General features: G+C 63.9%; 25 protein-coding genes and 1 pseudogene. 17 read left to right on the top strand and 9 right to left on the bottom strand.

Annotated features, from left to right (window positions below):
* The first annotated feature begins 173 nt into the window (after positions 1-173).
* The 8 genes from ACYQ00_RS19490 (at position 174) to pal (ending at position 7,615) form a co-directional block, all read left to right on the top strand.
* Positions 174-1,652, top strand: a complete 1,479-nt coding sequence (locus ACYQ00_RS19490; protein ID WP_460033728.1) for a vWA domain-containing protein — start codon at positions 174-176, stop codon at positions 1,650-1,652.
* A gap of 301 nt (positions 1,653-1,953) precedes the next feature.
* The gene (locus ACYQ00_RS19485; RefSeq protein WP_460033727.1) at positions 1,954-2,772 is read left to right on the top strand and encodes an NAD-dependent protein deacylase; all 819 of its coding nucleotides are present in this window, start codon (positions 1,954-1,956) and stop codon (positions 2,770-2,772) included.
* A complete protein-coding gene (gene tolQ, locus ACYQ00_RS19480) occupies positions 2,769-3,455 on the top strand; it encodes a protein TolQ (RefSeq protein WP_460033726.1) in 687 nt (228 codons plus the stop codon). The genes ACYQ00_RS19485 and tolQ overlap by 4 nt, the downstream gene beginning before the upstream one ends.
* A gap of 13 nt (positions 3,456-3,468) precedes the next feature.
* A complete protein-coding gene (locus ACYQ00_RS19475) occupies positions 3,469-3,930 on the top strand; it encodes an ExbD/TolR family protein (RefSeq protein WP_460033725.1) in 462 nt (153 codons plus the stop codon).
* Between the two features lie 12 nt (positions 3,931-3,942).
* A complete protein-coding gene (gene tolA / locus ACYQ00_RS19470) occupies positions 3,943-5,157 on the top strand; it encodes a cell envelope integrity protein TolA (protein WP_460033724.1) in 1,215 nt (404 codons plus the stop codon).
* Positions 5,154-5,612 (top strand): TonB C-terminal domain-containing protein, encoded by a 459-nt coding sequence (locus ACYQ00_RS19465; protein ID WP_460033723.1) that lies wholly within the window; start codon positions 5,154-5,156, stop codon positions 5,610-5,612. The genes tolA and ACYQ00_RS19465 overlap by 4 nt, the downstream gene beginning before the upstream one ends.
* Positions 5,609-6,931 carry a translocation protein TolB gene (locus ACYQ00_RS19460; protein ID WP_460033722.1) on the top strand — a complete coding sequence of 441 codons (1,323 nt, stop codon included), beginning with the start codon at positions 5,609-5,611 and terminating at the stop codon, positions 6,929-6,931. Before ACYQ00_RS19465 ends, ACYQ00_RS19460 begins: the two co-directional genes overlap by 4 nt.
* 174 nt (positions 6,932-7,105) lie before the next feature.
* Positions 7,106-7,615, top strand: a complete 510-nt coding sequence (pal, locus tag ACYQ00_RS19455; protein WP_460033721.1) for a peptidoglycan-associated lipoprotein Pal — start codon at positions 7,106-7,108, stop codon at positions 7,613-7,615.
* A gap of 93 nt (positions 7,616-7,708) precedes the next feature.
* Here the strand turns inward: pal and nikR are convergent.
* The 4 genes and pseudogenes from nikR to ACYQ00_RS19435 all read right to left on the bottom strand — a co-directional run bounded on the left by nikR (position 7,709) and on the right by ACYQ00_RS19435 (position 10,500).
* Positions 7,709-8,127: pseudogene (gene nikR / locus ACYQ00_RS19450) on the bottom strand (nickel-responsive transcriptional regulator NikR).
* A gap of 218 nt (positions 8,128-8,345) precedes the next feature.
* Entirely contained in the window at positions 8,346-9,182 is an 837-nt protein-coding gene (gene pssA, locus ACYQ00_RS19445) for a CDP-diacylglycerol--serine O-phosphatidyltransferase (protein WP_460033720.1), read from the bottom strand.
* 14 nt (positions 9,183-9,196) lie between these two features.
* Positions 9,197-9,868 carry a phosphatidylserine decarboxylase family protein gene (locus ACYQ00_RS19440; RefSeq protein WP_460033719.1) on the bottom strand — a complete coding sequence of 224 codons (672 nt, stop codon included), beginning with the start codon at positions 9,866-9,868 and terminating at the stop codon, positions 9,197-9,199.
* A gap of 356 nt (positions 9,869-10,224) precedes the next feature.
* Complete coding sequence (locus ACYQ00_RS19435; RefSeq protein ID WP_460033718.1) at positions 10,225-10,500, bottom strand: phasin family protein; 276 nt, start codon at positions 10,498-10,500, stop codon at positions 10,225-10,227.
* 224 nt (positions 10,501-10,724) lie between these two features.
* On the opposite strand from ACYQ00_RS19435, the gene ACYQ00_RS19430 reads away from it, so the two are divergent.
* The 4 genes from ACYQ00_RS19430 (at position 10,725) to ACYQ00_RS19415 (ending at position 12,968) form a co-directional block, all read left to right on the top strand.
* Complete coding sequence (locus ACYQ00_RS19430) at positions 10,725-11,216, top strand: YajQ family cyclic di-GMP-binding protein (RefSeq protein WP_460033717.1); 492 nt, start codon at positions 10,725-10,727, stop codon at positions 11,214-11,216.
* A 144-nt stretch (positions 11,217-11,360) separates the two neighbouring features.
* Positions 11,361-11,675 (top strand): hypothetical protein, encoded by a 315-nt coding sequence (locus tag ACYQ00_RS19425; protein WP_460033716.1) that lies wholly within the window; start codon positions 11,361-11,363, stop codon positions 11,673-11,675.
* Positions 11,676-11,725: 50 nt separating this feature from the next.
* On the top strand, positions 11,726-12,031 hold the full coding sequence (locus ACYQ00_RS19420) for a hypothetical protein (protein WP_460033715.1): 306 nt from the start codon (positions 11,726-11,728) through the stop codon (positions 12,029-12,031).
* 49 nt (positions 12,032-12,080) lie between these two features.
* Entirely contained in the window at positions 12,081-12,968 is an 888-nt protein-coding gene (locus ACYQ00_RS19415) for a hypothetical protein (RefSeq protein WP_460033714.1), read from the top strand.
* A 127-nt stretch (positions 12,969-13,095) separates the two neighbouring features.
* Here ACYQ00_RS19415 and ACYQ00_RS19410 read toward each other — a convergent pair whose 3' ends face one another.
* Positions 13,096-15,963, bottom strand: coding sequence for a hypothetical protein (locus ACYQ00_RS19410; protein ID WP_460033713.1), 2,868 nt, complete (start codon positions 15,961-15,963; stop codon positions 13,096-13,098).
* Between the two features lie 141 nt (positions 15,964-16,104).
* Here ACYQ00_RS19410 and ACYQ00_RS19405 point away from each other — a divergent pair, with 141 nt between their 5' ends.
* The gene (locus ACYQ00_RS19405; RefSeq protein ID WP_460033712.1) at positions 16,105-17,394 is read left to right on the top strand and encodes a radical SAM family protein; all 1,290 of its coding nucleotides are present in this window, start codon (positions 16,105-16,107) and stop codon (positions 17,392-17,394) included.
* 20 nt (positions 17,395-17,414) lie between these two features.
* On the opposite strand, the gene ACYQ00_RS19400 is transcribed toward ACYQ00_RS19405, so the two are convergent.
* Positions 17,415-17,984, bottom strand: a complete 570-nt coding sequence (locus ACYQ00_RS19400) for a PilZ domain-containing protein (protein WP_460033711.1) — start codon at positions 17,982-17,984, stop codon at positions 17,415-17,417.
* 488 nt (positions 17,985-18,472) lie between these two features.
* A complete protein-coding gene (gene purM / locus ACYQ00_RS19395; RefSeq protein ID WP_460033710.1) occupies positions 18,473-19,531 on the bottom strand; it encodes a phosphoribosylformylglycinamidine cyclo-ligase in 1,059 nt (352 codons plus the stop codon).
* A 113-nt stretch (positions 19,532-19,644) separates the two neighbouring features.
* On the opposite strand from purM, the gene ACYQ00_RS19390 reads away from it, so the two are divergent.
* The 4 genes from ACYQ00_RS19390 (at position 19,645) to ACYQ00_RS19375 (ending at position 21,878) form a co-directional block, all read left to right on the top strand.
* Positions 19,645-19,944 (top strand): hypothetical protein, encoded by a 300-nt coding sequence (locus ACYQ00_RS19390; protein WP_460033709.1) that lies wholly within the window; start codon positions 19,645-19,647, stop codon positions 19,942-19,944.
* Positions 19,945-19,974: 30 nt separating this feature from the next.
* Positions 19,975-21,000 carry an AmmeMemoRadiSam system radical SAM enzyme gene (gene amrS / locus ACYQ00_RS19385; protein WP_460033708.1) on the top strand — a complete coding sequence of 342 codons (1,026 nt, stop codon included), beginning with the start codon at positions 19,975-19,977 and terminating at the stop codon, positions 20,998-21,000.
* An 87-nt stretch (positions 21,001-21,087) separates the two neighbouring features.
* The gene (locus ACYQ00_RS19380) at positions 21,088-21,303 is read left to right on the top strand and encodes a Nif11-like leader peptide family natural product precursor (RefSeq protein WP_460033707.1); all 216 of its coding nucleotides are present in this window, start codon (positions 21,088-21,090) and stop codon (positions 21,301-21,303) included.
* Positions 21,300-21,878, top strand: a complete 579-nt coding sequence (locus ACYQ00_RS19375; RefSeq protein ID WP_460033706.1) for a cob(I)yrinic acid a,c-diamide adenosyltransferase — start codon at positions 21,300-21,302, stop codon at positions 21,876-21,878. The genes ACYQ00_RS19380 and ACYQ00_RS19375 overlap by 4 nt, the downstream gene beginning before the upstream one ends.
* On the opposite strand, the gene ACYQ00_RS19370 is transcribed toward ACYQ00_RS19375, so the two are convergent.
* Positions 21,808-22,722 carry an ATP-binding cassette domain-containing protein gene (locus tag ACYQ00_RS19370; protein WP_460033705.1) on the bottom strand — a complete coding sequence of 305 codons (915 nt, stop codon included), beginning with the start codon at positions 22,720-22,722 and terminating at the stop codon, positions 21,808-21,810. The two genes, ACYQ00_RS19375 and ACYQ00_RS19370, sit on opposite strands and share 71 nt — an antisense overlap.
* The gene (gene modA / locus ACYQ00_RS19365; protein WP_460033704.1) at positions 22,706-23,293 is read right to left on the bottom strand and encodes a molybdate ABC transporter substrate-binding protein; all 588 of its coding nucleotides are present in this window, start codon (positions 23,291-23,293) and stop codon (positions 22,706-22,708) included. Before modA ends, ACYQ00_RS19370 begins: the two co-directional genes overlap by 17 nt.
* Positions 23,294-23,307 lie beyond the last annotated feature (14 nt).

The raw sequence follows: 23,307 nt of genomic DNA, 5'->3' as shown, positions 1-23,307 counted from the left end.
ATGCAGGGCTCCTTGTGCCATCCTCATAGTGTCTTCCGCCCCGGTTGTCTGCCCCCCTTCTGTAATGAGTATGTAAACGAGCGAGGCAGTGGATTTACCGGGCTTAGTCTTGAGAAAATGTCCTGGCTGGATAGGCTGGCTGACATCTGAATCCTTCTTCAGGAGGCGACTTCATGCAGCGCGCACCCATGCAATGGCTTCTCATGGGAGTGGCAGTGGTGGCGGCCGTGTGCTCGATGCTGGGAATCAGCCATCAGGCGGCCATGCCCTCGGGCGCCCGCAATGCGGCGGCAGCCAGTTCGGCCACGCTTTCCGCCGGGGAGGGGCCTCTGGCCATTTCCGCCACCCTCACCCAGTCCAAACTGGCCCGCGGCTCAGACGGCCGCACCACCCTCTCCCTGACCCTCAAGACCTCTCCCGTGCCGACAGCCGAGGAGACGTCCCGTGCGCCTGCTGCCCCTGCCCCGCAGCGCAGCATGGACGTGGCCGTGGTGCTGGACCGTTCCGGCTCCATGCGCGGGGACAAGCTCGCCGGGGCCAAGGCCGCGCTCAGGACGCTGGTGGCGGCCATGACCGAGCGCGACCGGTTTGCCCTGATTTCCTATGCGGATAGCGTCGTGGTTCACCGTCCCCCCACCCTGTGCACCCCTGCGGTCAAGGACACGCTGCTCCAGGAAATCGAGGCCCTGGAGGCCGGCGGCAACACCAACCTGGGCGCCGGGCTTGAATACGGGCTCCAGGCCCTGCAGCAGGGGCCGCAGAGTTCGAACACCCGGCTGGCCCTGCTCATTTCCGATGGCCTGGCCAATCGCGGCATCACCGACCCGGCCCAGCTGGGTCGTCTGGCGGCCAAAGGGCTGGCCCAGGATGTGATGGTCTCCACCGTGGGCGTGGGGCTGGACTTCAATGAGCTGGTCATGACCCGCATCGCCGACCTCGGCGGCGGCAGCTACCGGTTCCTGGAAGATCCGCGCACGTTCGCTGCCGGATTTTTCGAGGAATTCGCTACCGTTCGTCAGGCCGTGGCCGTGAATCTGGAAATCCGCATCACCCTGCCGCGCGGGGTCCGTCTGGAAGAAGCGTCCGGATATCCAGTGGAAATGCAGGGGCACACGGCAGTCATTCGCCCTGGCAGCCTGAGCGGCGGCGCCTCCAGGACCCTGCACCTGAACCTGCAGGTGCCTGCGGACCAGATGGCAGCCTATGAAATCGGGCCGGTCACGGTGGCGTACGGCGCAGAGCATGGCGCAGAACCCCGGCAACGCGCCCTGCGTCTGGCTCAGCCGCTGGTGGTCGCCTGCGTGGAAGGCACGGAAGAGGCGCGGGCCTCCATCGACAAGGGCAGCTGGGAACGAAAAGTCTTGACGGACGACTTCAACAAGCTCAAGGACGAAGTGGCCGACAAAGTCCGCCAGGGTGATGCGCCAGGCGCAAAGCAGGCCATTGAGGCCTACGTCAGCGAACAGGCCTCCGCCAACCAGGCAGTGGGTTCTTCCCGTGTGCAGGAGAATCTGGACAAGGATGTGCCAACCCTGCGCCAGCAAGTGGATCAGGCGTTCTCTGCCCCGCCGGCAGCACGGCCGGAACTGCAAAACAAGATGGCCAAATCCATGCAATACGAGAGTTACAGCGCCAGGCGCGGCAAGGAATAAGCATATGCATGCAAACAGCCTGGAGAATCTGTAACAGTACGGTGGCGCAGCCTGCAAATGGCGCCAAAGACCTTGGGTTTTCCAGGCTGTTTACTGTCCCCCCCGTCAGGTTGCCTATTTTTCACGTGCCCCTGCACAGGAAAAAAGGCAGAAAGCGCTGGGGACCCTCTTGTGAATGCAATAAAGAAAGTGTAGACAGAGTCTATAGTTAATTCGGGGCAGGAGTACCCCCACCCTCCGCGGCGAAACCCTTCGCCTTGCCTTCCGCCCGCGGCGGGGAAGGCCACCTCTTCGCAATCACATGGTCCATGCGGTTATGGAATCTTGGCGGCAGCATATACCTGCGGCGGCGCAGATGCTTCGTGAGGCGCGGTGTTGCGTGGCTCTGACAGGCGCTGGCGTGTCCGTGGCCAGCGGCATTCCCGACTTTCGCAGCCCCGGCGGGCTGTGGAGCCGGCATGACCCCATGCGCGTGGCCTCCCTGTCCGCCTTGCGCAATGACCCGCGCCGGGTCTGGGAATTTTTGCTTGATGCGAACAAGGATTTCGACTCCGCCGCGCCCAACCCTGCCCACCTCGCCCTGGCCAGCCTGGAGGCTGCGGGCAGGCTGCAGGCTGTTATCACCCAGAATATCGACGGGCTGCACAGTGCCGCCGGTTCCCGTCGGGTGGTGGAGTTTCACGGCAACGCCCGGCGCTACTACTGCATGGCCTGCAAAACGCCTCAATCGGCCGCCGAGGCCGCGGCCCTGACCCGGGACGCCATCCCCTGGATCTGCAGCTGCGGCGGGGTGATTCGTCCGGACATTGTTTTTTTCGGGGAGCACATTCCGCCCCAGGCCCTGGCCTCTTCCCTGGCCCTGGCCCGGCGGGCGGATCTGATCCTCATTGTGGGCACCTCGGGGGAGGTGGCCCCGGCCAGCCAGCTGCCGTGGGAAGTCAAGGACCACGGCGGCAAGGTCATTGAACTGAATTTCGGCGACAGCATGTTCGGCGCGCTCCCGGATTTGGTCCTGCGGGCCAAGGCCGAGGAGGCCCTGCCGGCCGTCGCCGCCCTTGTTTTGAATGCGACGCAGCATGATCTGCAGCACGCCACCGTGGCTTCGGAGAGACCGCAATGAACGAAATGGGGTATTTGGAAATTCTGGGACAGGCCACCCTGGTGGTCAAACTGGTCATCGCCTTGCTGGTGGCCATGTCCCTGACCAGCTGGACTATCATCTTTACCAAGATCTTCATGCTTAAGGGCGCCAAGCGGCGCGCCGTGCGGGACATGGGCGCCTTCCAGGAAGCCCGCAGCCTGCATCTGGCCATCGAACGCATGGGGCTCGACCTGCACTCCCCGGCCTACCGCGTAGCCGTGGAAGGCGTGAGCGAGCTGAACCGGTTCGAGGAGTATGAAGGGCCGGACAAGAGCCAGATCGAAACCGTGGTGGAGAACCTGCGCCGCGCCCTGCGCCATGGCGTCTCCAACGAGGTCAACCGCCTGACCGCCTCGCTCTCCTTTCTGGCCACCTGCGCCAGCGCGGCCCCGTTCATCGGACTGTTCGGCACGGTCTGGGGGATCATGCATTCCTTCCACTCCATTGGCAAGCAGGGCGCTGCGTCCCTGGCCACGGTGGCGCCGGGCATTTCCGAAGCCCTCATCGCCACGGCCATCGGCCTGCTCGTGGCCATTCCCGCGGCCATTGCTTACAACTATTTCAATGGGTTGATCAGCCATCTGGAATCCGAGCTGGTCAACTTCGCCGGCGTGTTCCTCAACCGCGTCCAGCGCGAGCTGCCCGGCATGAGCCAGGCCTAGGCAGGGGACGAACATGGGCATGAGCACCAACGGCGGCAGCCGCAACGGGATGATGGCCGAAATCAACGTGACGCCCTTCGTGGACGTCATGCTGGTGTTGCTGATCATCTTCATGGTTACCGCGCCGATGATGACCCAGGGTCTGGACGTGGATTTGCCCCAGACCCGCAAGGTGGATGTCCTGCCCACGGACGTGGAACACATGGTCCTGACCATCACCAAGGACGGCACCATGATGCTGGACAAGTACACCACCACCCTGCAGACCCTGCAGGACCAGGTGAAGCAAAACGTGGTTGCGGCCAAGAAACAATTGTTCCTCAAGGCGGACAAGGACGTGCCGTATGGCGTCGTCGTCCAGGCCATGTCCGAAATCCGGCTGGCCGGTGTGGAAAAACTGGGCGTGGTGGCAGAGCCGGTCGAATCCCCTGCCCCCGCCGCAGCCCCCCGCTCCACCGCCAAGCCCAAGCAGTAGTCGAGACGCTTCATGCCTGCATCGCGCTGGAAAAGTGCCGCAGCCTCCCTGGCCATCCACCTGCTGGTGGTTCTGCTGGTGCTGTTCGGCCCCACCCTCAGCTCGCCGCCCCCCTTTGACCCCAAAAATGTGGTCATGCTGGACATGGTGGGCGATCCGAGCAAGCCGGCCGGCCCGAATATCGATGGCCGGACCATGGCTGGCGACCCCACCAAGCCTTCCGCCGCCCCTGCCCGAGTGAAGCAGGGCGAACAGCCAGCCCCTCCCAAGGGTGATCCCGACGCCGGCAAACCCGTCAAGGAGCCCGAAGCCAAGCCCGAGCCGCCCAAGCCCGTCGAACAGCCAAAGCCCGCCGAGCAGGCCAAGCCCGAACCGCCCAAGCCGGTGGAACAGCCGAAACCTGTCGAGCAGCCAAAGCCAACACCGCCGGTGCCGGACAAGGCCACGCCCATTGCCGACAAAACCGAGCAGAAAAAGCCCGAGCCCAAGCCCGAGGAAAAGAAGCCCGACCCCAAAAAGCCTGAGCCCAAGCCTGCGGACGTGAAAAAACCACCCGCCAAGCCTGATACCAAGCAGGCGGACGCGGCGGCCAACAAGACTGCGCCCAAAACGGCCGAGGCCAAGCCCAGCTCTCCGGCTGCAGACGCGAAAAAGCCCGACGCCAAGCAGGCGGCCGCAGCCAAGCCGGCGGCCAAACCCGGCCAGGGACCGCAGGGGATCAAACCGGGTGACAAAGGTGCGCCCAAGGGCGACCCCAACTCCAAGGCCCTGGCCGACGCCCTCAAGGACGTGGCCCATCAGGCGAAAAATACCGAAGGCGATGCCGTGGGCGATGCCCTGGCTGAACTGGAAGGGACCCGCTCTGGCAGCGGATTTGCCCGCGATGGTGTCGGGGGAGCCGGGGGCGACGGCCGTGGCGGCGGTGGCGGCACCTCCCCGGAACTGGCCTATGCGCAGTACGTCTCGCGTGTGGTCAAGGAGTTCTGGACCCTGCCCCCCACCGTGGACCCGCGCATGAACGTGCAGACCGAAGTCGTGGTCTCCATTGATGCCACCGGGAAGATCTACAATTTTCAGGTCAAGGCCTCTTCCGGTCGCGGGGATTTCGACTCCTCCGCCCTGCAGGCCATGACCCAGACCCAGCTGAACGCCCAGCTCTCCGCGCCGCCCACGCGCCGGAATATCACCTTCACCATCACCTTCAACGCGCGGGAGCAGACCTCATGACGCGGCACTCCGCCCTGGCCGCCTCCCTGTTGCTGGCCCTGGCCTGCGCGGTGTTTCATCCGGCAGCCAGGGCGCTTGCGCAAGAGGCCCCTGCGCGCCTGCAGGTTCCTGTGGGCAACGCCACCGACGCTGCTGCGCCCCCCTCCTCCCCGGAAGAAGCCGCCGTGGTCTGGGCCGGGCAGGTCTCGTTCTTTATCAAGCAGGAATGGCGTGTCCCGGCGGCCGCCTTGCCCGAGGATAACCGCACGCTGGTAACCCGCGTGCGACTGCAGTTCGATGCCAACGGAACACTGACCGGCCATGCGCTGACCCGGTCCTCTAATAGCTTTGCCTTTGATGATGCCGCGCTGAAGGCTGTGGCCCTGGGATCGTCCAGGCATCCCTTCGGTCCGCCGCCAACCAAGGCCCCCTTTACTTTCAGCATTGATTTCAACTCCAAGGAGCAGCCCCGGTGAGCGTGTCCACCCTGTCCCACACCCTTCCTAGCGCCCTGAATCGTTTGCGCCGGCTGGTGGCGGCCTTGCTGTTCGTGGCGGCCGTGTGGCCGTCTCTGGCATGTGGGCAGAATGCGAACGGCATGATCAATGTCACCATCACCGGTTCCGGGCAGGGCAAGTTCAAGATGGCCCTGGCCCAGCCCATGGGCAGCGACCCGGCCCAGGCCTCCCAGCTGCAGGAGCTGGTACGCCAGAATCTGGCCATCCTGCCCATTGTGGATCTGCTGCCGGATTCGGCCATCCTCGGCGGCACGGCCCTGAACGCCTACCAGGGCGATGGCATCGACTTCAACCGTTTCCAGCTGGCCGGCGCCAACTATGTGGTCACCACTGGCTGGCCGGCCCCCGGCACCGTGGAATTGCGCGTGTATGACGCCTTCAGCCGCACGCTGCTCGTGGGCAAGCAGTACACCGGCGTCAATGCTGCCATCCTGCCCAAGGTGGCGGACCGTTTTTGCGGCAGCTGGCTCGAATCGCTGCACCTTTCGGGCGATCTCTATCGGGCGTCCCTGGCGTACGTGGCCGCGGGTTCCAACCGCAATGTCTTTGCCGCCCGCCCCACGGGCCGTGACAAGCGGCAGATCACCAACCTGAATGGCCAGTGCATGAGCCCGGCCTGGTCGCCCGACACCCAGAGCATCGCCTTCACCCATCTTTCCAACCGGTACAATTCGCTCAACATCTGGTCCGGCGGCCAGGTCCGCTCCCAGCGCTATCCTGGCAACCTGGTGATTGGTCCCTTCTATCTGGCCAATGGGCAGCTGGCCGCCTCCATTGCCATGAAGAAGGTGCCCGGCATCTATATGCTCGGCAGCAACCTGCAGCCTTCGCAGACCCTGGTGGAAGACGCCTCCATCAACACCTCGCCCCGCTTCGACCGCAGCGGCTCGCGCATGGTCTTTGTGTCCGACCGCTTTGGCAGCCCGCAGATCATGCTCAGGGATGGCGGCGGCATTCGCCGGCTCACGGGCGGGGGCTGGAACACCGACCCCACAATCAGCCCGGACGGCACCATGGTGGCCTTTACCCGCCAGACCGGAGACGGGCACCGCCTGTTCCGGATTGACCTGAACGGCGGCGGCGAAACACAGATCAGCTTTGGCCCCGGCTCTGACGAGCAGCCGGCCTTTTTGACCGACAGCTACTTCATCGCCTTCACCTCCAGCCGCGCTGGCGCGAAGCAGCTGTACCTGACCACCAAGGACGGCCTGGATGCCAAGCCCCTGCCCCTGGGCGGCGCGACCTTCCCGGCCTGGGGCCTTACGGAAACGCCATAAAAATGGGCTATTGACTGATGAATCAAACCACTATACCACTCGCCATCTTTTTGCGTGACAAACGGCGCTGCCGTGCTGCGGGAATGGTCCCGGCGTCATCTCGCCAAATGACGGCTTTGCCACGTGCTCATAACCCCCATTCATTTGGACGCGCAATCGCGTAGGAGGAAGGAAATGTCGTTCTCTCGCATGTTGCAACTGGCTCTGCTTTGCGCCCTGGTGCTGGTGGCCGCCGTCGGCTGCAGCAATAAAACCACGGCCGATCCCGCCGGCGCCGGCGGCGGGGGCTATGACCCCGCCCTGGACGCTGCCCGCTCTCTGTCTGAGAGCGAACGCGTGATCCTGGACGAAAAAATCTACTTTGCTTTCGACAGCTATGAGCTGAACGCCGCTGCCCAGGCCGTGCTGCAGCGCAAGGCCCAGCTCATCCGCAGCAAGCCCACCCTCAAGGTCCTCATCGAAGGCCACTGCGACGAACGCGGCACCCAGGAATACAACATCGCCCTGGGCAACCGTCGTGCGCAGGCTTCCGAACGCTACCTGCTGAACATGGGCGTGCCTGCCATGCAGCTGGAAACCATCAGCTACGGCGAAGAACGTCCCGCCGCCGTGGGCCACAACGAAAACGCCTGGGCCCAGAACCGTCGCGACGAGTTCAAGGCCGTGTGGGGCGCCATCCAGTAGCCCTCAGGACGTCGCCTGACGTCGCCAGAAAATGCAAACGCTGCCGGGGATGGCGTCCCCGGCAGCGTTTTTTCATGGCCTTTGAGCAAGGAACTACACGATATCCTTGCCTGTGGTGGTCAGATTCAGCTTGCCGTGCTTCACGCCCTTGGTGGAATGAGCTTTTGCCCCAGGGCCTGCACATCCCGGCCCGGGCCTTTGAGAATAAGCACTTCCAGGCAGTTGTCGTGATCCAGGTGGGCGTGGATGGTGGAGATGATCACGTCGTGGTGGTCATGCTGCAGTTCAGTCAGCCGCTGGGCAAGATCGCTTTTGTGATGGTCGTAGACCAGGGTCAGGGTGCCGGCCACAATGTTGTCCGTGTCTTCCCATTCCTTTTGCACCAGGGCGTTTCGGATGAGATCGCGGATGGCTTCCGAGCGAGTCTGGTAGCAGCGCTCCTCACACAGCGCGTCGAATTTTTCAAGCAAGTCCGAATCCAACGAAACGCCGAAGCGGATGGTCTGTCCCATGCCTTCTTCCTTCGCAGGTTGCGGCCCGCGGCGCACATGCACCGCAGCCAGTGCCAATCGCCATCCCCGCCCCCCCAAGAGCCCTGCCCATCCATCTGGCAAGCGGCACAGGGCCCACCATTCGTATCATCATTGGCGACACGTTTCATCATAAAAAAACCCCGCCGTATGCGCAACAGACGCATACGGCGGGGACAAAGGCAGAGACACACGTCCCCTTAATGGGTCGTGGAACGTTCCTCCACATCGCGAACCGCGGTCAGCAAAAACGCGGTGGGGCCGGAACATACATACGCCATGATCAGCGCAAAGGACACCAGCCAGGGCCGCATGCCCAAGAGGTAGGCCACCCCGGCCACGGCCATGGTCCAGCGGGCCGGGTGCGCCCGCAGCTGCGCGCGGATGAGGGCCGGATTCTTCAGTGACAAGTACGGCACCCGGCTGACCATCAGCACCGCCAGCACCAGACACAGCACCAGACACATTCCAGGCAGCAGCTGCATCACTTCCGCACCTGGATCAATGCTGCGGGTGAACAGGCACAGGGTGGCCAGGGCCAGGGCTGTGGAAGGAATGGGCAACCCGGTAAAATGCGAGGATTTTCTGGAGGTGACGACGTGCCCGCTGCTCTGCAGGTTGAAGCGCGCCAGACGAAACACCCCACAGGCCACCAGAGCAAAGGCCCCGAGCGCCCCGACCCTGCCGAACACATACAGCTGCCATTTGAACACCAGCAAGGCCGGCAGCACGCCAAAAGCCACAGCATCCACCAGCGAATCAAGCTGCGCGCCCAGGGGACTGGTGGAACGTGTGAGCCGGGCCAGATTGCCGTCTATGCCATCCAGAAAGAAACACAGCAAAATGGCCAGGGAGGCATCCACAAACCGCCCGTCCATCACCATCAGAATGCCGATGAACCCGCAACACAGGCTGGTCATGGTGACCAGATTCGGCAGGTGCGCCACCCAGCCCGTTGCGGCGCGCCGTGTTCTGCGCGGCGCTCCCGTTGGGTGCCCGCCCGGCTGATCCACATTGCGGCCATTTGGTTCCTGCATGAGCGTCTCCCCCCTTACCGTGTTGCGTCGCCGCAGGAAGCGGACAGTGTCGCAAGCACGGTCATGCCGGCCAGCGTCACATCCCCCGTCTTCACGACTGGTTCGAACGATTCATCCAGGTACACATCCACCCGCGAGCCGAACATGATGCAGCCAAAACGCTCGCCCAGGGCCAGTACGTCGCCCGGTTCAGCCCGGCAGACAATGCGGCGGGCAACCAGCCCGGCAATCTGCACCAGGGTGGTCCGCCGGCCATCGCCTTCCAGAGAAAGCACGCAGCGCTCGTTGTGCACGCTGGCTTTGTCAAAGGAGGCATTGAAGAACTTGCCGGGGAAGTGCTTGCGGTACACCACGCGGCCTGGCACAGGCGCGCGGTTCACGTGCACGTTGAAGACGTTCATGAAAATGCAGATACGGGTCCGCAGTGAGCCGGTGACGGGATCCGGCTGGCGGTCCACGCCGATGACCCGGCCATCCGCCGGACTGATCACCACCGGGGCATCCTGCTCAGTCACCTGGGGGATGCGGACGGGATCGCGAAAAAAACACAGACTGAAGGCCGTAAAGACCAGCCCCAGCACGGCGGGCACGCTCCAGCCAAGAATGGCCAGCACCAGCGTGACGAACGCCCCCAGGGCAATGACGGGAAGCCCCTCCAGGGCCATCCCGGGACGCGAAAGCTGCACCAGAATCCGCCTTAGCGGCAGGCCGCGTTGCGACAGGCACCCCATGCGCCTGCGACCGGCTTGCCATGCTAAGGATTACACATATGACACTACCTTGTAACAATCAAGGCGAATTCGCAACCCGCAGAGTGAATTCCCTGGTGTGGCGCAGGGCGTAACACACCATACCGCGAGCAGGGGAGCCGCATGCCACGTTGGCTCCGGGGGCATAGCGTGACACGTGCCAGGACAAAAGGCCGCACCCGGCTGTGCCCTGGCATAGCCGGGCACAGCCGGGTGCGGCCAAATACGACGCATTGCGGCCAGTTGTGGCCCTGTTGCACCGGGAAAGTCAGGATGCGGGCAGGCGGAGTTGCCTAGCCTTTGGCTTTGATCAGCTTTTTGAGCGACTCGATATCTTCCTTGGTGGCCAGGCCCAGGTCGGCCACAGCCTCGCGCAGGGCGCCCTTGATGCTGGCCTCCAGATCCGAGCGTTCCTTGGCCGCGCGTTCCTTGGCGTCATCCAGGAACTTTTCCGCTTCCTCGCGAGAAAGTTTGCCGCGCTCTTCCAGGTCGGACAGCAAATCATCCATCTTGTCTTTGGCCATATAGGCTGCGCCCAGGCCAATATAGAGCAGATCCTTGGGTAGCATGCCGGTCTCCTTGCGGTTTTTCCTGGAACAGAACCATCCACGCCGCCTGCGTCCCTGCGCCCCATGCGCATCCCTGAGCACGCCAGGCTGGCCATACTGTTCCTATTTTCCCCCAATACAGTGGTCCGGCCAGGAAGGCAAGCTGCGCTCAACCCTTGCCCTCCCCATCGCTTTGAGGCAAGGAGAAAGACGTTTCACCATCTTTCAGCGCTTCGGGAGACGCCATGCCTTCCTTTGATATTGTCAGCAAGATTGATCTGCAGGAACTCGACAACGCCATCAACAACGTCAAAAAAGAGATCCAGACCCGCTACGACTTCAAAACAGGCAAGGCGGAGATTGATCTGAACAAGAAAGACAAGAAAATCACTCTGCTGGCCTCGGACGAAATGAAAATGCGCGCCATGCAGGAAATGCTGGCCGCCCACCTCGTCCGGCGCAAACTGGATGCCCGCTGCCTGGAATATGCCGACCCGGAAGAAGCCTCCGGCGGCGCCGTACGCGTCACCGGCACCCTGCGCGAAGGCATCAACAAGGAAACCGGGCAGAAAATCGTCAAGCTTATCAAAGCGTCGGGCATCAAAGTGCAGCCTGCCATTCAGGACGAGCAGGTCCGCGTGACGGGCAAAAAGATTGACGACCTCCAGGCTGTTATCAACCTGCTCAACCAGGAAGCCTTCGATCGCCCCCTGCAGTTTGAAAACATGAAGCGATAGCTGCGGTTGCAGTGGAGAAGGCCCCTCCTGTGGACAGGCGCCCTCCCTGCTGCTACGGTGGCAAGGCTGGATTGTCCTGACAATCAGCCCGTGGTCCGTGCAGTCTGGCTGCCGGCCCCTACCCTTTCTTTTAAGGAGGTTCCAGTGACGGTGTCACTGCTTTTTCCCCATGCGCACCTGCTTCGCGCTGTGTTTCTGGCCGTCGCCCTGAGCTGTGCCGCGCTGGCTGCCGGATGCGGCAGCACGCCTGAAATCGACTGGACCCAACGCTACAATGTGTACACGTATGACGACGCCGTGCGCGACTATGGCGAGCCCACCGCCTGCGCTGGCGAAGAAAACGGCGGACGCATTTGCAGCTGGAAGGTGTCCGGTTCTTTTCATTACCGGGATCAGACGGTTATGAAATTCGATGCCATGGGCCGGTTGCTGGAACACCGCCTGGCCAAAATTCGCTGACGTGCAGCCCGGGCGGCCCCTGCTGCCCGGGCTTTGCCAAGGAGAAGGTCATGCCTGGCATTTTTGATATCGCCACCCAACTGACCGCCGTGGAGGAAAAGCTCCACTTTCTCCACCAGACCATCACCGCCTGCAAGGGCGCACCGCTGGACTGCGCCGCACTGGCCGGTCTGGCGCATATCGTCTCCGATCTGGTCGGCAGCGTGCAGGAAGTGCGGCGGGATGTGGACGCCCTGCGGGGACGCGAGGAATTGCATCCGCCGATCCTCCCGGCTGCCACCCACCTCTGCGCGGAGGACGCGGCTGACCTGGATCCGGGAGACGCGCAGGAGCAGCGCCGGCACGGCGCATCCTGACCCCTCCGAACACTCTGCGCCGCAGACCATGCCGAGGAAGGTCGTCCCCATGCCCAAGCCCCGTCGTGTTGCAGCATCCTCTGCCGTTGTTCTCGCCACCGCGCTGCTCTGCCTGGGCCTGTCCGGCCTGCTTCCGGCGCATGCGCAACAAGCCTCCACCATTGGCCGCCCTTTTTCCGGGGACGCGGGCAATGACTTCCGCTATGAGAATCTCGTTGTCGCCCAAAGCCGGGCCCTGACCGGCACCCTGATCAATACGGCCCCCCGCCCCCGACGTGACGTGGTGGTGGAAATCATCGCCATTGGTCTGGAAAGCCGGGAGCAGGTCTGGAGCGCCACGCAACGCTTCCCGGAAATTCCGCCCAATGGCGCGGTTGATCTTGTCTCCAACTACGGCCGCTTCACTGCCGAACCGGGCGCCTTCACATTCAAGATAACCGAATCCACCGCCCCCCCGCCAGCGCCGGAGCCAGCCCCCTCCCCTGCCCCTGCCCCGGTTCCCGATGGTGCTGGCGAGGAATCCCCCATGCGGAACGTCTGCTCCAGCGTGTACACGGAGAACGGGAGCTATGTGATTGAAGGATCGGACAATTGCGACACCGTGAGCTTCCCGCTTGAGCCTGGGACGGCCCGCTTCGAAATCACCCGCAAGGGCAGTGGCCCCATCGCCGCCACCCTGCTGGACAATGAGAAGCAGCCCGTGGCCCCGCTCTCCAGTGGCTCCACCTACCGCACCACCAAGGCCACGGCCAAAATTCCCCAGGCCCTGCGCTACCGTCTGCAGATTGCCCATGCGGGCAAATGGACGATCCGGATTTCCGGTGAGGGCGTGCAGGATCTTGGCGGCCCGTCGGAATCGGCTTCGGGAGGCGGGCCTGCCGCGTCCGGAACCTCCCGGGAGGCCCCAGCCAAACGCTTTGAAATCATCCTGGAATAGCACCAACAGCCAAGCCCCCTTCGGAGTAGCGCAAGGCTTTCCGAAGGGGGCTTGCTTGCGCCTAACGGCCCGTGCGCGCGCACGGGCAGGCGCTTGGAAACGTGAGTTCCCCCGCCGGTGCGGGGGGCTAGTCGTCGAGAATAAAATCCGTAATGTTGCTGTTGGTGCGAGACAGGCTGCCCCGACCGCTGCGTTCGGCCGGGCGTGAAGCTGACGATGCCGGCTCGTCCTCAAAGGTAATCATGTCTTCCAGCGCGGCGATATCCCGTTCAAGCTGGTCTTCAAAGTGAACCGGCCGGGCACGGTCCGGGTCTGGCATGATGGTCGGCTCAAAGGAGACCAGTTCATCCAGCTCGTCATCAAAGAGCGACGAGCCCGCGGTCCTGGAGGTTCCCATGGGCTCCCCTCTGAGCGTGGAGGCCGGAGAGGGCGACCCTCCGGAACCTTCCTGGAATTCCGGCTCGAATTCCAGCAACTCAGAGGTATCAAAGAGCTCCAGGGGAGCATCACCTTCCGCACTGCCTTCTCCCAGGGATGCCTGGGAGTCGAGGAGTGGCGCATCATCCACAAACACCAGCTCGTCGTCCTCAAACTCCAACGCACCGCCCGCCGGGGAGTCGCTGATTGGGCCAGCTGGGCCAATTGGGCCAGCCGCATTTGATTCCCCCGGAGAGGTATCAAAGGACACCGCGCCGAAATCCACCTCCAGCTCCCCCGCGGCAGAAGGCGGGGTGAATGATTCTTCATCGTCGAGGAAGAGCAGGTCATCCTCCAGGGCAGAGTCGGCGGCAATTCCGATCTGTTCCTGGCGGGTGCCGGCCGGAGAGGGCGCTGGCCCCGGCTCTTCAAAAAGCAGATCCGCATCTTCCAGGGCAACTGTCATGGCGGCAGCCACGGCGGCGTCATCAGGGGCGGCATGGGCCGGCGCTGCGGCTGTGCCAAACTCCAGCAGCAGCTCCCCGTCCTCCTCAGCCACAAAGGCGGCGCCGTCCATGGCAGCAGAAGCGCCCAGAGGAGCCCCCTGTCTGGAGGCCTCCTGCTCCGGAGTGGGTTCGACCTCAAAGGCGATTTCATCGTCAAAAGCGGCCGCCAGCTCGTCATCAAGCTCGGCATCCAGATCCTCGCCCAGGTCGCCGCCGCCGAACGCGGTGGGTGCAGCCTTCGCGGAGAGCCCAAGCCCGCCCTCCGCGGCGTCATTAAGAATATCATCCAGCACCCGGGCCTCGGGTGCCCTGGCGCCCGGCACTCCGGAGGCAAGCTGCACGGCATCGACCAGCACCGTCTGATTGGGGGAGGCATCCTCCATCAGCCGGGCCATGATGCTCGCATGCCCGTCGTGCGGGGCCTCAGTCTCGTCGTCGGCATCGGGTTCGGCCGGCAAATCCAGGTCAAAATCCATCACCAGACCAGGGGTATCGGCAGATGCGCCCAGGTCTGCGGCCTGCATGTCCTCGTACGAGACCTCACGCTGCAACGCCACACTGCGATATGCCGGGCCTGCCGCGGACTCCACCTGCAGATCCGCCGCCGAAGGCGGCGCAATGGATGCGGCGTCCCCGGCCTCGGCCTCCTCCGCGGTGTGCAGTCCAGCAGCATCGCCATCCCCGAATTCCCAGGTTCGCAGGTCAGGATCGTTGCCGGCTGCCGGGTCAGCCTCATCGGCAATGCCTTCCATGGCGTCTGGTTCCGGCGCCAGCAGATCCGCGGCAAGGTCTTCGGTCTCGATAGCTTCGCTCAGGGAATCCTGGAGGGTGTCCGGGGCCTGATCGAACTCCATGGCCAGCTCTGCCCCCAGGTCGTCCGGAAGCGCCTCAAGCAAGGCGGCATCCAGGGCAGAATGGGAGGCATCGCCCTCACCAGCCTCCTCGTCGTCCACAAAATCCACGAACTCATGTTCGAGTTCGTCATACTCCGGGGCAGCCGCCTGCCCGGGGTCTTGGGCGAGCGGCGTGTCGGACAAGGCGGAGTCCAGTTGCAGGTCGTCATCGGGCAGCCCCGCCGGGTGGTCCTGTTCCCGGGCAGCCGATTCCAGGGACAGCTGGAACTGCTCGGAGAAAAAGGTGGTATCCTCAAAGGCCATGGAGTCCGCTGCGGCATCTTCCTCGAAAACGAGCTCATCCTCCGCGGGGAAACCGGCCGGGACGCCGGCGGCGCTTCGAGTCATGGTATTGCCCAGGGACTCGGGGGCCTGCTCCCAGATATCGTCCTCCAGAATCTCCACGTCAGGGGATGCCGGCCCCATCTGGTCGAACTCGTCTTCCTGCTCCGCGAATTCATCCCCCAAACGCGTGGAGAATCCTTCCGCATCATCATCCCACAGGGATTCGGCTGTCGCTGATTCGGCAGCCGCTGGTTGCGAGACAGCCTGGGAGCCAGCCTGGGAGCCAGCCTGGGGGACAGCCTGTGCGGGCTCGGCGTACGAGTCGGACAACGCCGGTGCATCGACCGCCGCGCCCCCGCTTTCCTCATCGGCAGCCGTTGCGGCCAGAAACCAGGGCGCAACGGCAGCGGATTCATCCCAAAGTTCAGGAGCCGGCTCTGTCTGCGGTGCGGCGCTGGCGGTGTCCTGCTCCACCTGCTCAAACGACAGATCGGCGAACGCATCCCGGGCGGCAGAGTCGGCAAGCACGGCAGCGGCCCCAAGTGCCGCGCCCGCGGCCGGCTCCATGGAAGCAGCCTCGGCCTGCTGCCGTCGACGCAGTGCCTTGGCGGCGCTGTCGTCCAGGGCCAGTTGTGCAGCCTCCAGCTGGATGCGGGCATCCGCCGGATCGCGTTGCTCCTCGTAGACAGCGTCCTCAGAAGATGCGACAGAGGGAGCGGCCGGGAGTTCCTTGAGCAACGCCACCGTCTCACGTTGCAGCTGGACGAGTTGCTCCATCTGGGAGGCCAGCCGGGAAAGCACGTCCGCCAGGGCATTGCGCTCTGTGTCGGAGCCGTGCAGCACCGCGGTTAGCAGCCCCTGCAACTTCACGTACAACAGGAAGACGGTAGCCAAGCAGGCAATACCAATTACGATACTCAGCACCCCGCCCGGGGGGAGGCCGATCAGCTGGTCCATTGAGTCCTCTCTCCACAAGAGTTCTTTTCGCAGCAACTACCAGTCTTGTATATTAAACCCAGAGAAAACGCAAAAGAAATGGCTTCCAAATCCCTGCGTCCCTTTGCCCTGTTTGCCGATGCTGCGGGAAATATCTACGATCATCCCGAACTGCTCATGGTGTGCCGCCGTGGCGAGGAGCTTGCCCTGCCCCGGCCGGACGAGCTGATGCCCCTGCCTGAGGAGAGCCAGCTGTTTCTGCTGCCTGGCCGTCACGCCCTGGGCCTGGATGCCGAAACCGGCGAACTGGAGCAGCTGGAGGAACAGGCTGTGGCCGCCTTTGTCAGTCCCGGGCACACCTGCACCGGCGTGGCTGCCTATGCGGCTGGCGAGCAGGCCCCGGTGCTGCCCATGTTTTCCTATGGCGCCGTGGGCTATGCGGACGGCAGGTTCTGGGTGGCCGCCCGCCAGGTGGATAGCGAGCCGCGTCAGGTCTTTACCCACATTCCCGAGGCGAACATCCGCAAGGGGGCCGCGGCGCTGCTCAAGGCCATGCCCGGCAACCGGCTGGTGGAACATCTGACCGGCTGCGCCCTGCGTTCACGCTGCCCGGCGGCGCGCAATCTGTGCCTGGGGCGCTACGAATCGCCCTTGCCCACGGCGCGGGCCTGCAACGCCCGCTGCATCGGCTGCCTCTCCCTGCAGGCCGATGAATCCGGCTTTCCGGCCACGCAGCACCGCCTGAATTTCACGCCCACGGCCGAGGAAGTGGCCGCGGTCATGCTGCATCACGATGCCCGTTCCAGCCGGCCGGTGCATTCCTTTGGACAGGGCTGCGAGGGCGATCCGCTGACCGAGGCCACCCTCCTCGCCCGAAGCATCCGGTTGTTCAGGGAAAAAGGGGGCCAGGGCACGGTGAATTGCAACACCAACGCCAGCCAGCCCGACGCCGTGGCCGCCCTGGCCGAGGCCGGGCTGAATTCCATGCGCGTCAGCCTCATCAGCGCCAGGGAACCGTTCTACAACGCCTACCACCGTCCGGCGAACTACCGGTTAACCGACGTGCGGGAAAGCATCCTCGCGGCCAAGCGCGGCGGGATGTTTGTTTCCATGAACCTGCTGTATTTTCCTGGAATCACAGACAGTGAAGCGGAATACGCGGCTCTGGAGGAGCTTATTGCGGCCACCAGGGTGGATTTCATCCAGTGGCGCAATCTGAACCTGGATCCCATGCTCGTGCTGGAAGTGGCCCGGCAGGGGCGCGAAAGCGACATCCCCTCGCCGGCCATGGGCTTCAACACCATGCGCAAGCGGCTCAAAAAGGCCTGCCCCTGGCTGAAGTATGGCTATTTCAACCCGTATCTGGGCGCCAGTCCGGAGGCGTCCTGAGCCGGCCGGCTTCAGCCGGTTCAGGCTACCTTGGCCGCCGGGGGAGCCGCAGCTGTCGTCCCGGCGAGCTGCACTTCGGGCCGGACTGCCGGAGGGATGCGGACATCATTGATCCGACGGGCCGAGCGCACCAGCAGCAACCGCAGCAACCGGCGTTGGGCCATGGTCAGGCCATCGAAAGCCAGGCCGGCATCCCGCCGGCCCAGGCGCACCACCCGGGTTGGCACCAGGGACAGCACCGGCGTGCCGCGCTCCTGCAGCGTAATCAGCACCGGCCCCTTGGACGGCAGCCCGCGCAGCGGCGAGAGCAGGGCAATGCCCGTGGCGCTCAGATTGCCCACGGGCAACTGTACCTCATTGCAGGCCTCGGCGCCCGCCATGGCAGCCGGCAACTGCGCCACGAGCTGAGGGGTGGGGAACCGGGGAGAGTGCCGCCGGTCCTGACTCCCGATGGATGAGGCCGAACGCTCGGCCCGCACGGCGCCATGCGGCCGGGCATCCGCATGGGCCTGCGCATGCATCTGGCTGCGGCGTACATCATGCAAGGCTGTGAGCAAGGCCGCGCCGGATGCACCAACATCGCCAGCCATCACCCATTCGCCGCAGGCCGGGCAGCGCCCCATGCGATGCCGGAATGATTCGGGAAGATCTGTCTGATATCCGCAGGGGCAGACAAAGGCCACACTGCGTTGTACATCGGGAGACGCCGCAGTTGCGACGTGATGCAGTATATGACGGGAACTATCAGGGTGAACAAGATGCGGGCCATTGCCGACTCGTCCGCCCATTTTGCACTGCGGGCACTGTACCAGCAACCCCTCTGGCGCCGTAGCCAGGGCCTGCTGCGCCACATTCCATTGCGCGCCACATCCGGGACAAGCCACGACCATCGCCTTACCCCCTTGCTCTCTGACAGTTGCAAGGGCTTTTGCAAGGCAGATGCGGCAAAACCTGCCGCCACTGCGCCTGCAACGCGCCTTGCCTGCAGAATCAAGCAAGGCGCATGCCAAGTCGATACAGTCTTCCCGGCTGGTCAGTACAGGCGGCCGAGGCAACGCACAAGGCGCAGGGGCGCGTGTTACGGCAGGTGCTCGAACACCACCTGATCGCCACCGGCATCCTTGCGGCGCTCAATACGGCCGATGGTCCAGGCCGGCTGTTTGAGGGCGTCCAGCCGGGAGCGGACGTCTTCCTCCTGGTCCTGCGGCACCACCAGGAGGTAGCCCAGGCCGCAGTTGAAGATCTGCAGCATCTCACCCCAGTGCAGGCCGCCTTGTTCCTTGAGCCAATGGAACACCGAGGGAACAGGCCAGCTGCCGAAACGCAACCGGGCTTCCACCACCTTGGGCAGAATGCGGGGGATGTTGTCATAGAACCCGCCGCCAGTGATGTGCACCATGCCCTTGACCGTGAAGTCCCGCATCACATTGCGCACGGTTTTAACGTAAATGGCCGTGGGCGCAAGCAGCACCTCTTTGACCGACCGCTGCGAGCCGGGGAATTTATCCTCGGGGGCCAGACCGGCCTCGGCCACCAGCTTGCGGACCAGGGAGTACCCGTTGGAATGCAGGCCCGTGGAGCCCAGACCGATGATCACATCGCCCACGCTGATGCCGGCGCCGTCCACAATTTTGGTGTTGTCCACCAGCCCCACGCAAAAGCCGGCCAGGTCAAAGTCCTCGCCCTGGTACACGTCGGGCATTTCCGCGGTTTCGCCGCCGAGCAGGGCACAGCCCGCCTCCTTGCAGCCCGCAGCCACGCCGGCCACCACCTGCTGCGCCCGGGCCACATCCAGCACCCCGCAGGCGTAATAATCCAAAAAGAACAGGGGCAGCGCACCTTGCACCAGGATATCGTTGGCGCTCATGGCCACCAGATCGATGCCGATGGTGTCGTACGCGCTCCAGGCCGAGGCGAGCTTGAGCTTGGTGCCCACGCCATCGGTGGAGGCCACAAGCACGGGCTCTTCCAGATCGCCAAGATCAGGCTTGAACAGGCCGCCAAAGCCGCCGATGTCCGACAGCACTCCCTTGATATGCGTGGAGGCGGTCAGTGACTTCAGCCGCGACACCAGCGTGTCGGCAGCGTCCAGGTTGACTCCGGCCGCCTTGTAGGCCTTGCCGCGCTCGGACTTCATGCATACTCCTTAGCAGGTGAATGTGAGAGTTCCCATGTAGCGCACGCGTCGTGGCTTTTCAAGACGCCAGGAGCAGGCTATCCTGGCCATGTCACTGCATCCAGGAGGCCTTCATGCACGGTACCGCCCGCTTTGTGGCTGTTATTTTGCTAGGTTGTTCAACATTTTTTCAAGCCTCGCCCCTGGCCGCGCAAGGGCAGGAAATCCGTCGCGACAACGAATTCGGCACCTTTCACGAAAACATGCGCATCGAAAGCGGGCCCGGCGAGGATACGGTGATCAGCGTCACCCCTCCGCCCGATCTCCGGGAGGAGCAGGACGGCAACTCCCAACAGTCCTACCCCATCATCGTTGCGCCGCAGGTGAACATGCCGCCCTATGGCCACCGGCCACCGCGCACGCCCGGCCAGTAGCGCGCCGCAACCACCACCAAGGGGAATGCCATGCATCCGGCAAGATTATGGAAACCCCTGACGACCCCACAGCAGGGGCATCGCGTTCAGTGCCGGCTGTGCAGCCATTTTTGCGTCATCCAGGATGGGGAACGCGGCCGGTGCGGTGTGCGCCAGGCCCAGGACGGCGCCCTCTTCACCCTGGTGTATGACAAGGCTGCAGCCATCAATCTGGACCCTGTGGAAAAAAAACCACTGTTTCACTTTTTCCCGGGGCATCAGACTTTTTCCCTGGGCACCATGGGCTGCAACCTGAGCTGCTCATTCTGCCAGAATTACACCCTTTCCCAGCCCCCGCGCAGTGGCGCGGCCATTGAAGGCCATGCCGTCACGCCCGGGCTGCTGGTGGACGCAGCCAAGGCCCACGGCGCCCGCTCCATCAGCTATACCTATTCCGAACCCACCGTCTTCTTTGAATTGATGGAAGACACCGCCCGTCTGGCCAAGGCTGAGGGATTGCTGAACATCATGGTTTCCAACGGCTTCATGAGCCGGGACTGTCTCGACGCCCTCAGCGGGCTGGTGGACGCCGCCAACATCGACCTCAAAGCCTTCACCGAAACATTTTACCAGCAGCGCTGCGGCGCCCGCCTGGCGCCGGTGCTGGAAAACCTCAAACGTATCCGCCAGATGGGCTGGTGGCTGGAGGTCACCACCCTGCTCATCCCGGACGCCAACGACGATGACGACGAGCTCAAGGCCATGGCCGCCTTTATCCGCGACGAGCTCGGGGCGGACACCCCCTGGCATCTCTCGCGCTTCCACCCCACGTACAAACTGACCGACCGCGGCCCCACCCCCCTGGGCACTCTGGAACGCGCCTTCGACATCGGCAAAAAGGCCGGGCTGCAGTTCGTGTATGTCGGCAATGTTCCCGGGCATAATGGCAACAACACCTGCTGCCCGAATTGTGGGAAAACCCTGATCCATCGCCATGGATTCCAGCCTGTTGAATGCCAGATCCCCTGCCCGGCCTGCGGCCTGCATCCCTCTGGCCGATGGCTTGAGAAATCATGAACAAGCTATTGCGATTGCCTGACGCCAAATATGGTGTACAGTGGGCGGCGGTATTTTCAACGACTCACTGTCACCAATGGAGGGGCCATGTCCATCGATGACGCGCTGGCGTACATGAAGCGGATGCGGGAAGATGCTGCCTTCAAACAGCAGGTCCAGGCCTTGCATGATGCGGACAACAAGGACGCTGCCTGGACTTTCGTCAAGGATCACGGCTATGAATTCACGTTTTCCGAATTCATGCAGGCGCAGCACATGAATGCGAACACGGCACACATGCCTCAGGACGCCGAGCCCCGATGACCGAATCTGACCGGCTGCAGCCTGCCGCAGCACCCGAAGGACTGTCGCTCGTCCTGGTGTATACCGGCGATGGCAAGGGAAAAACCAGCGCCGCCCTGGGGCAGGTGCTCCGCGCCCAGGGTCACGGGCGGCGGGTGTGCTTCTGCCAATGCATGAAACGCCCGGGCGCGGCCGGCGAACAGCGCAGCCTGCGCCAGCTGCTGGGAGACGATTTCCTGGCTGGCGGACTGGGCTTTTTTCGCAATGAAGCCGAACGCCAGCGCCACCGTAGCGCCGCCCTGGAGGTGCTGGCCTGGGCTGTGCACCGCCTGGCCAATACGGAAACGCCAGACCGCGATCCCGTGTTCCTGCTGGTGGTGGACGAAGCGCTGTATGCCCTGCACGCAGGCCTTCTGCTACGGCAGGAGGTGGAAGCCCTGCTTGATCAGGCTTCCCTCGCGGGGGTGCATGTGGTGCTCACAGGCCGCAACTGCCCGGACTGGCTTGCGGAGCGCGCGAATCTGGTCAGTGAGATCCTTTCCCGCAAGCATCCGTACGAGGCCGGGATTCCAGCAATTGAAGGGGTGGATTACTGACGCCGTCGCCATTGCGGCCGCCATTGAGGCTGTCCTGTCCCTGGCTGCAGGCCGCCGGAGGCGTTGCGGGGCACGAAGCGCGTCGCGCGGCCAGCCAGCGTTCATCGCGTTCATCGCGGAAGGCTTCGCCCAGGCAGGCGTCCATGGACACTCCTGCGGCAGCCAGGGATTGCCGCGTATGCGTGCCCACCACCTGCCCGGCGCGGTAGAGGACCACGGCCTCGGCAAAATCACTGACCTCTGCCGGGTCATGCGTGACCAGAATCAGCGGGATGTTGAATTTCTCCAGGACCCGCTTGAGCTCGGCGCGCATCACGGCCTTGAGCGGCGCGTCCAGGGCGGAAAACGGCTCGTCAAGCAACAGCACCCTGGGCCGCAGCACCAGGATGCGGGCCAGGGCGACCCGTTGCTTCTGCCCGCCGGAAAGCTGCCCCGGCAGGTTGTGCTGCACCTCGGCCAGGCCGAACAGCTCCAGCATCTCATCCACGGCCCGGGACTGGGCTGCAGTGACCCGCCGCCCCCAGCGTGTCAGCCCGAAGGTGACATTGCGTCGCAGGTTCAGGTGCGGGAACAGCCCGTAATCCTGAAACATGAAGCCGACCCGCCGCTCGCGCGCCAGCAGGTTCACGCCGCGGGCCGAGTCGAACAGGACGGTATCATGAATGCGGATCCGTCCGGCATCCGGCGTCAACAGCCCGGCAATCGCCTGCAAGGTCAAAGACTTGCCCGACCCGGACGGCCCGAACAAGACCAGACGGTCTTCCTCGAACGAAAAGGTGGAGGCCAGTTTGAACCTGCGGCCTTTGCTGGTCAGGGTGATGGCGATATCAACATCCATACTCATGGGGCATGTCCCTTGCGAATACAGCACCGTCAGGGCAGCAGAAACCCATGGCGCTCCAAGATGATGCGGGCTGCAGGGAAGCCCAGGCCTCCTGCTGCAGCGCCTCTTTCACGGAGGATCCCAGCGGAGTGGTGGCCGGGTCCCCCAGCCCCACCTGCCTGACGGGAGCGGTGAACAGTTCCTGCACGGAGCGTACTGCGGCCCGATTGCCGGCAGGCACAGCCGATACCACCACATCCTTGGCGAACATGCGATCGGAGTCTGGCAAGGTCAAGCCCTTTTCCCGGGCCAGCTTAATATGGTTGCGGTCCGCGGAGAGGAAGACCTCCGCCGGAGCGCCCTGCTCCAGCTGGTGCAGGAGCGCTCCGGAGGCGGCGAAGTTCCAGACCACGGCCACGCCGGGGTGCTCTTTTTCGAACAGCGGCCCCAGTTCCTTGCACGCCGCGGTCAACCCGGCAGCGGCAAAGACGCGAAGCTCAGCCGGCTCGGCCGCCAGGACGTCCCTCACCGGAAGCAGGGCCAATACCATCGCGCTCAGGGCGACCGCTCGCAGGATCCAGCTGCCATGCATGGGAAACTCCCTTG

It is taken from the genome of Megalodesulfovibrio paquesii (assembly GCF_054653055.1).
Note: the sequence above shows the minus strand (reverse complement) of the source record. Positions and strands in the feature narration are given on the sequence as shown.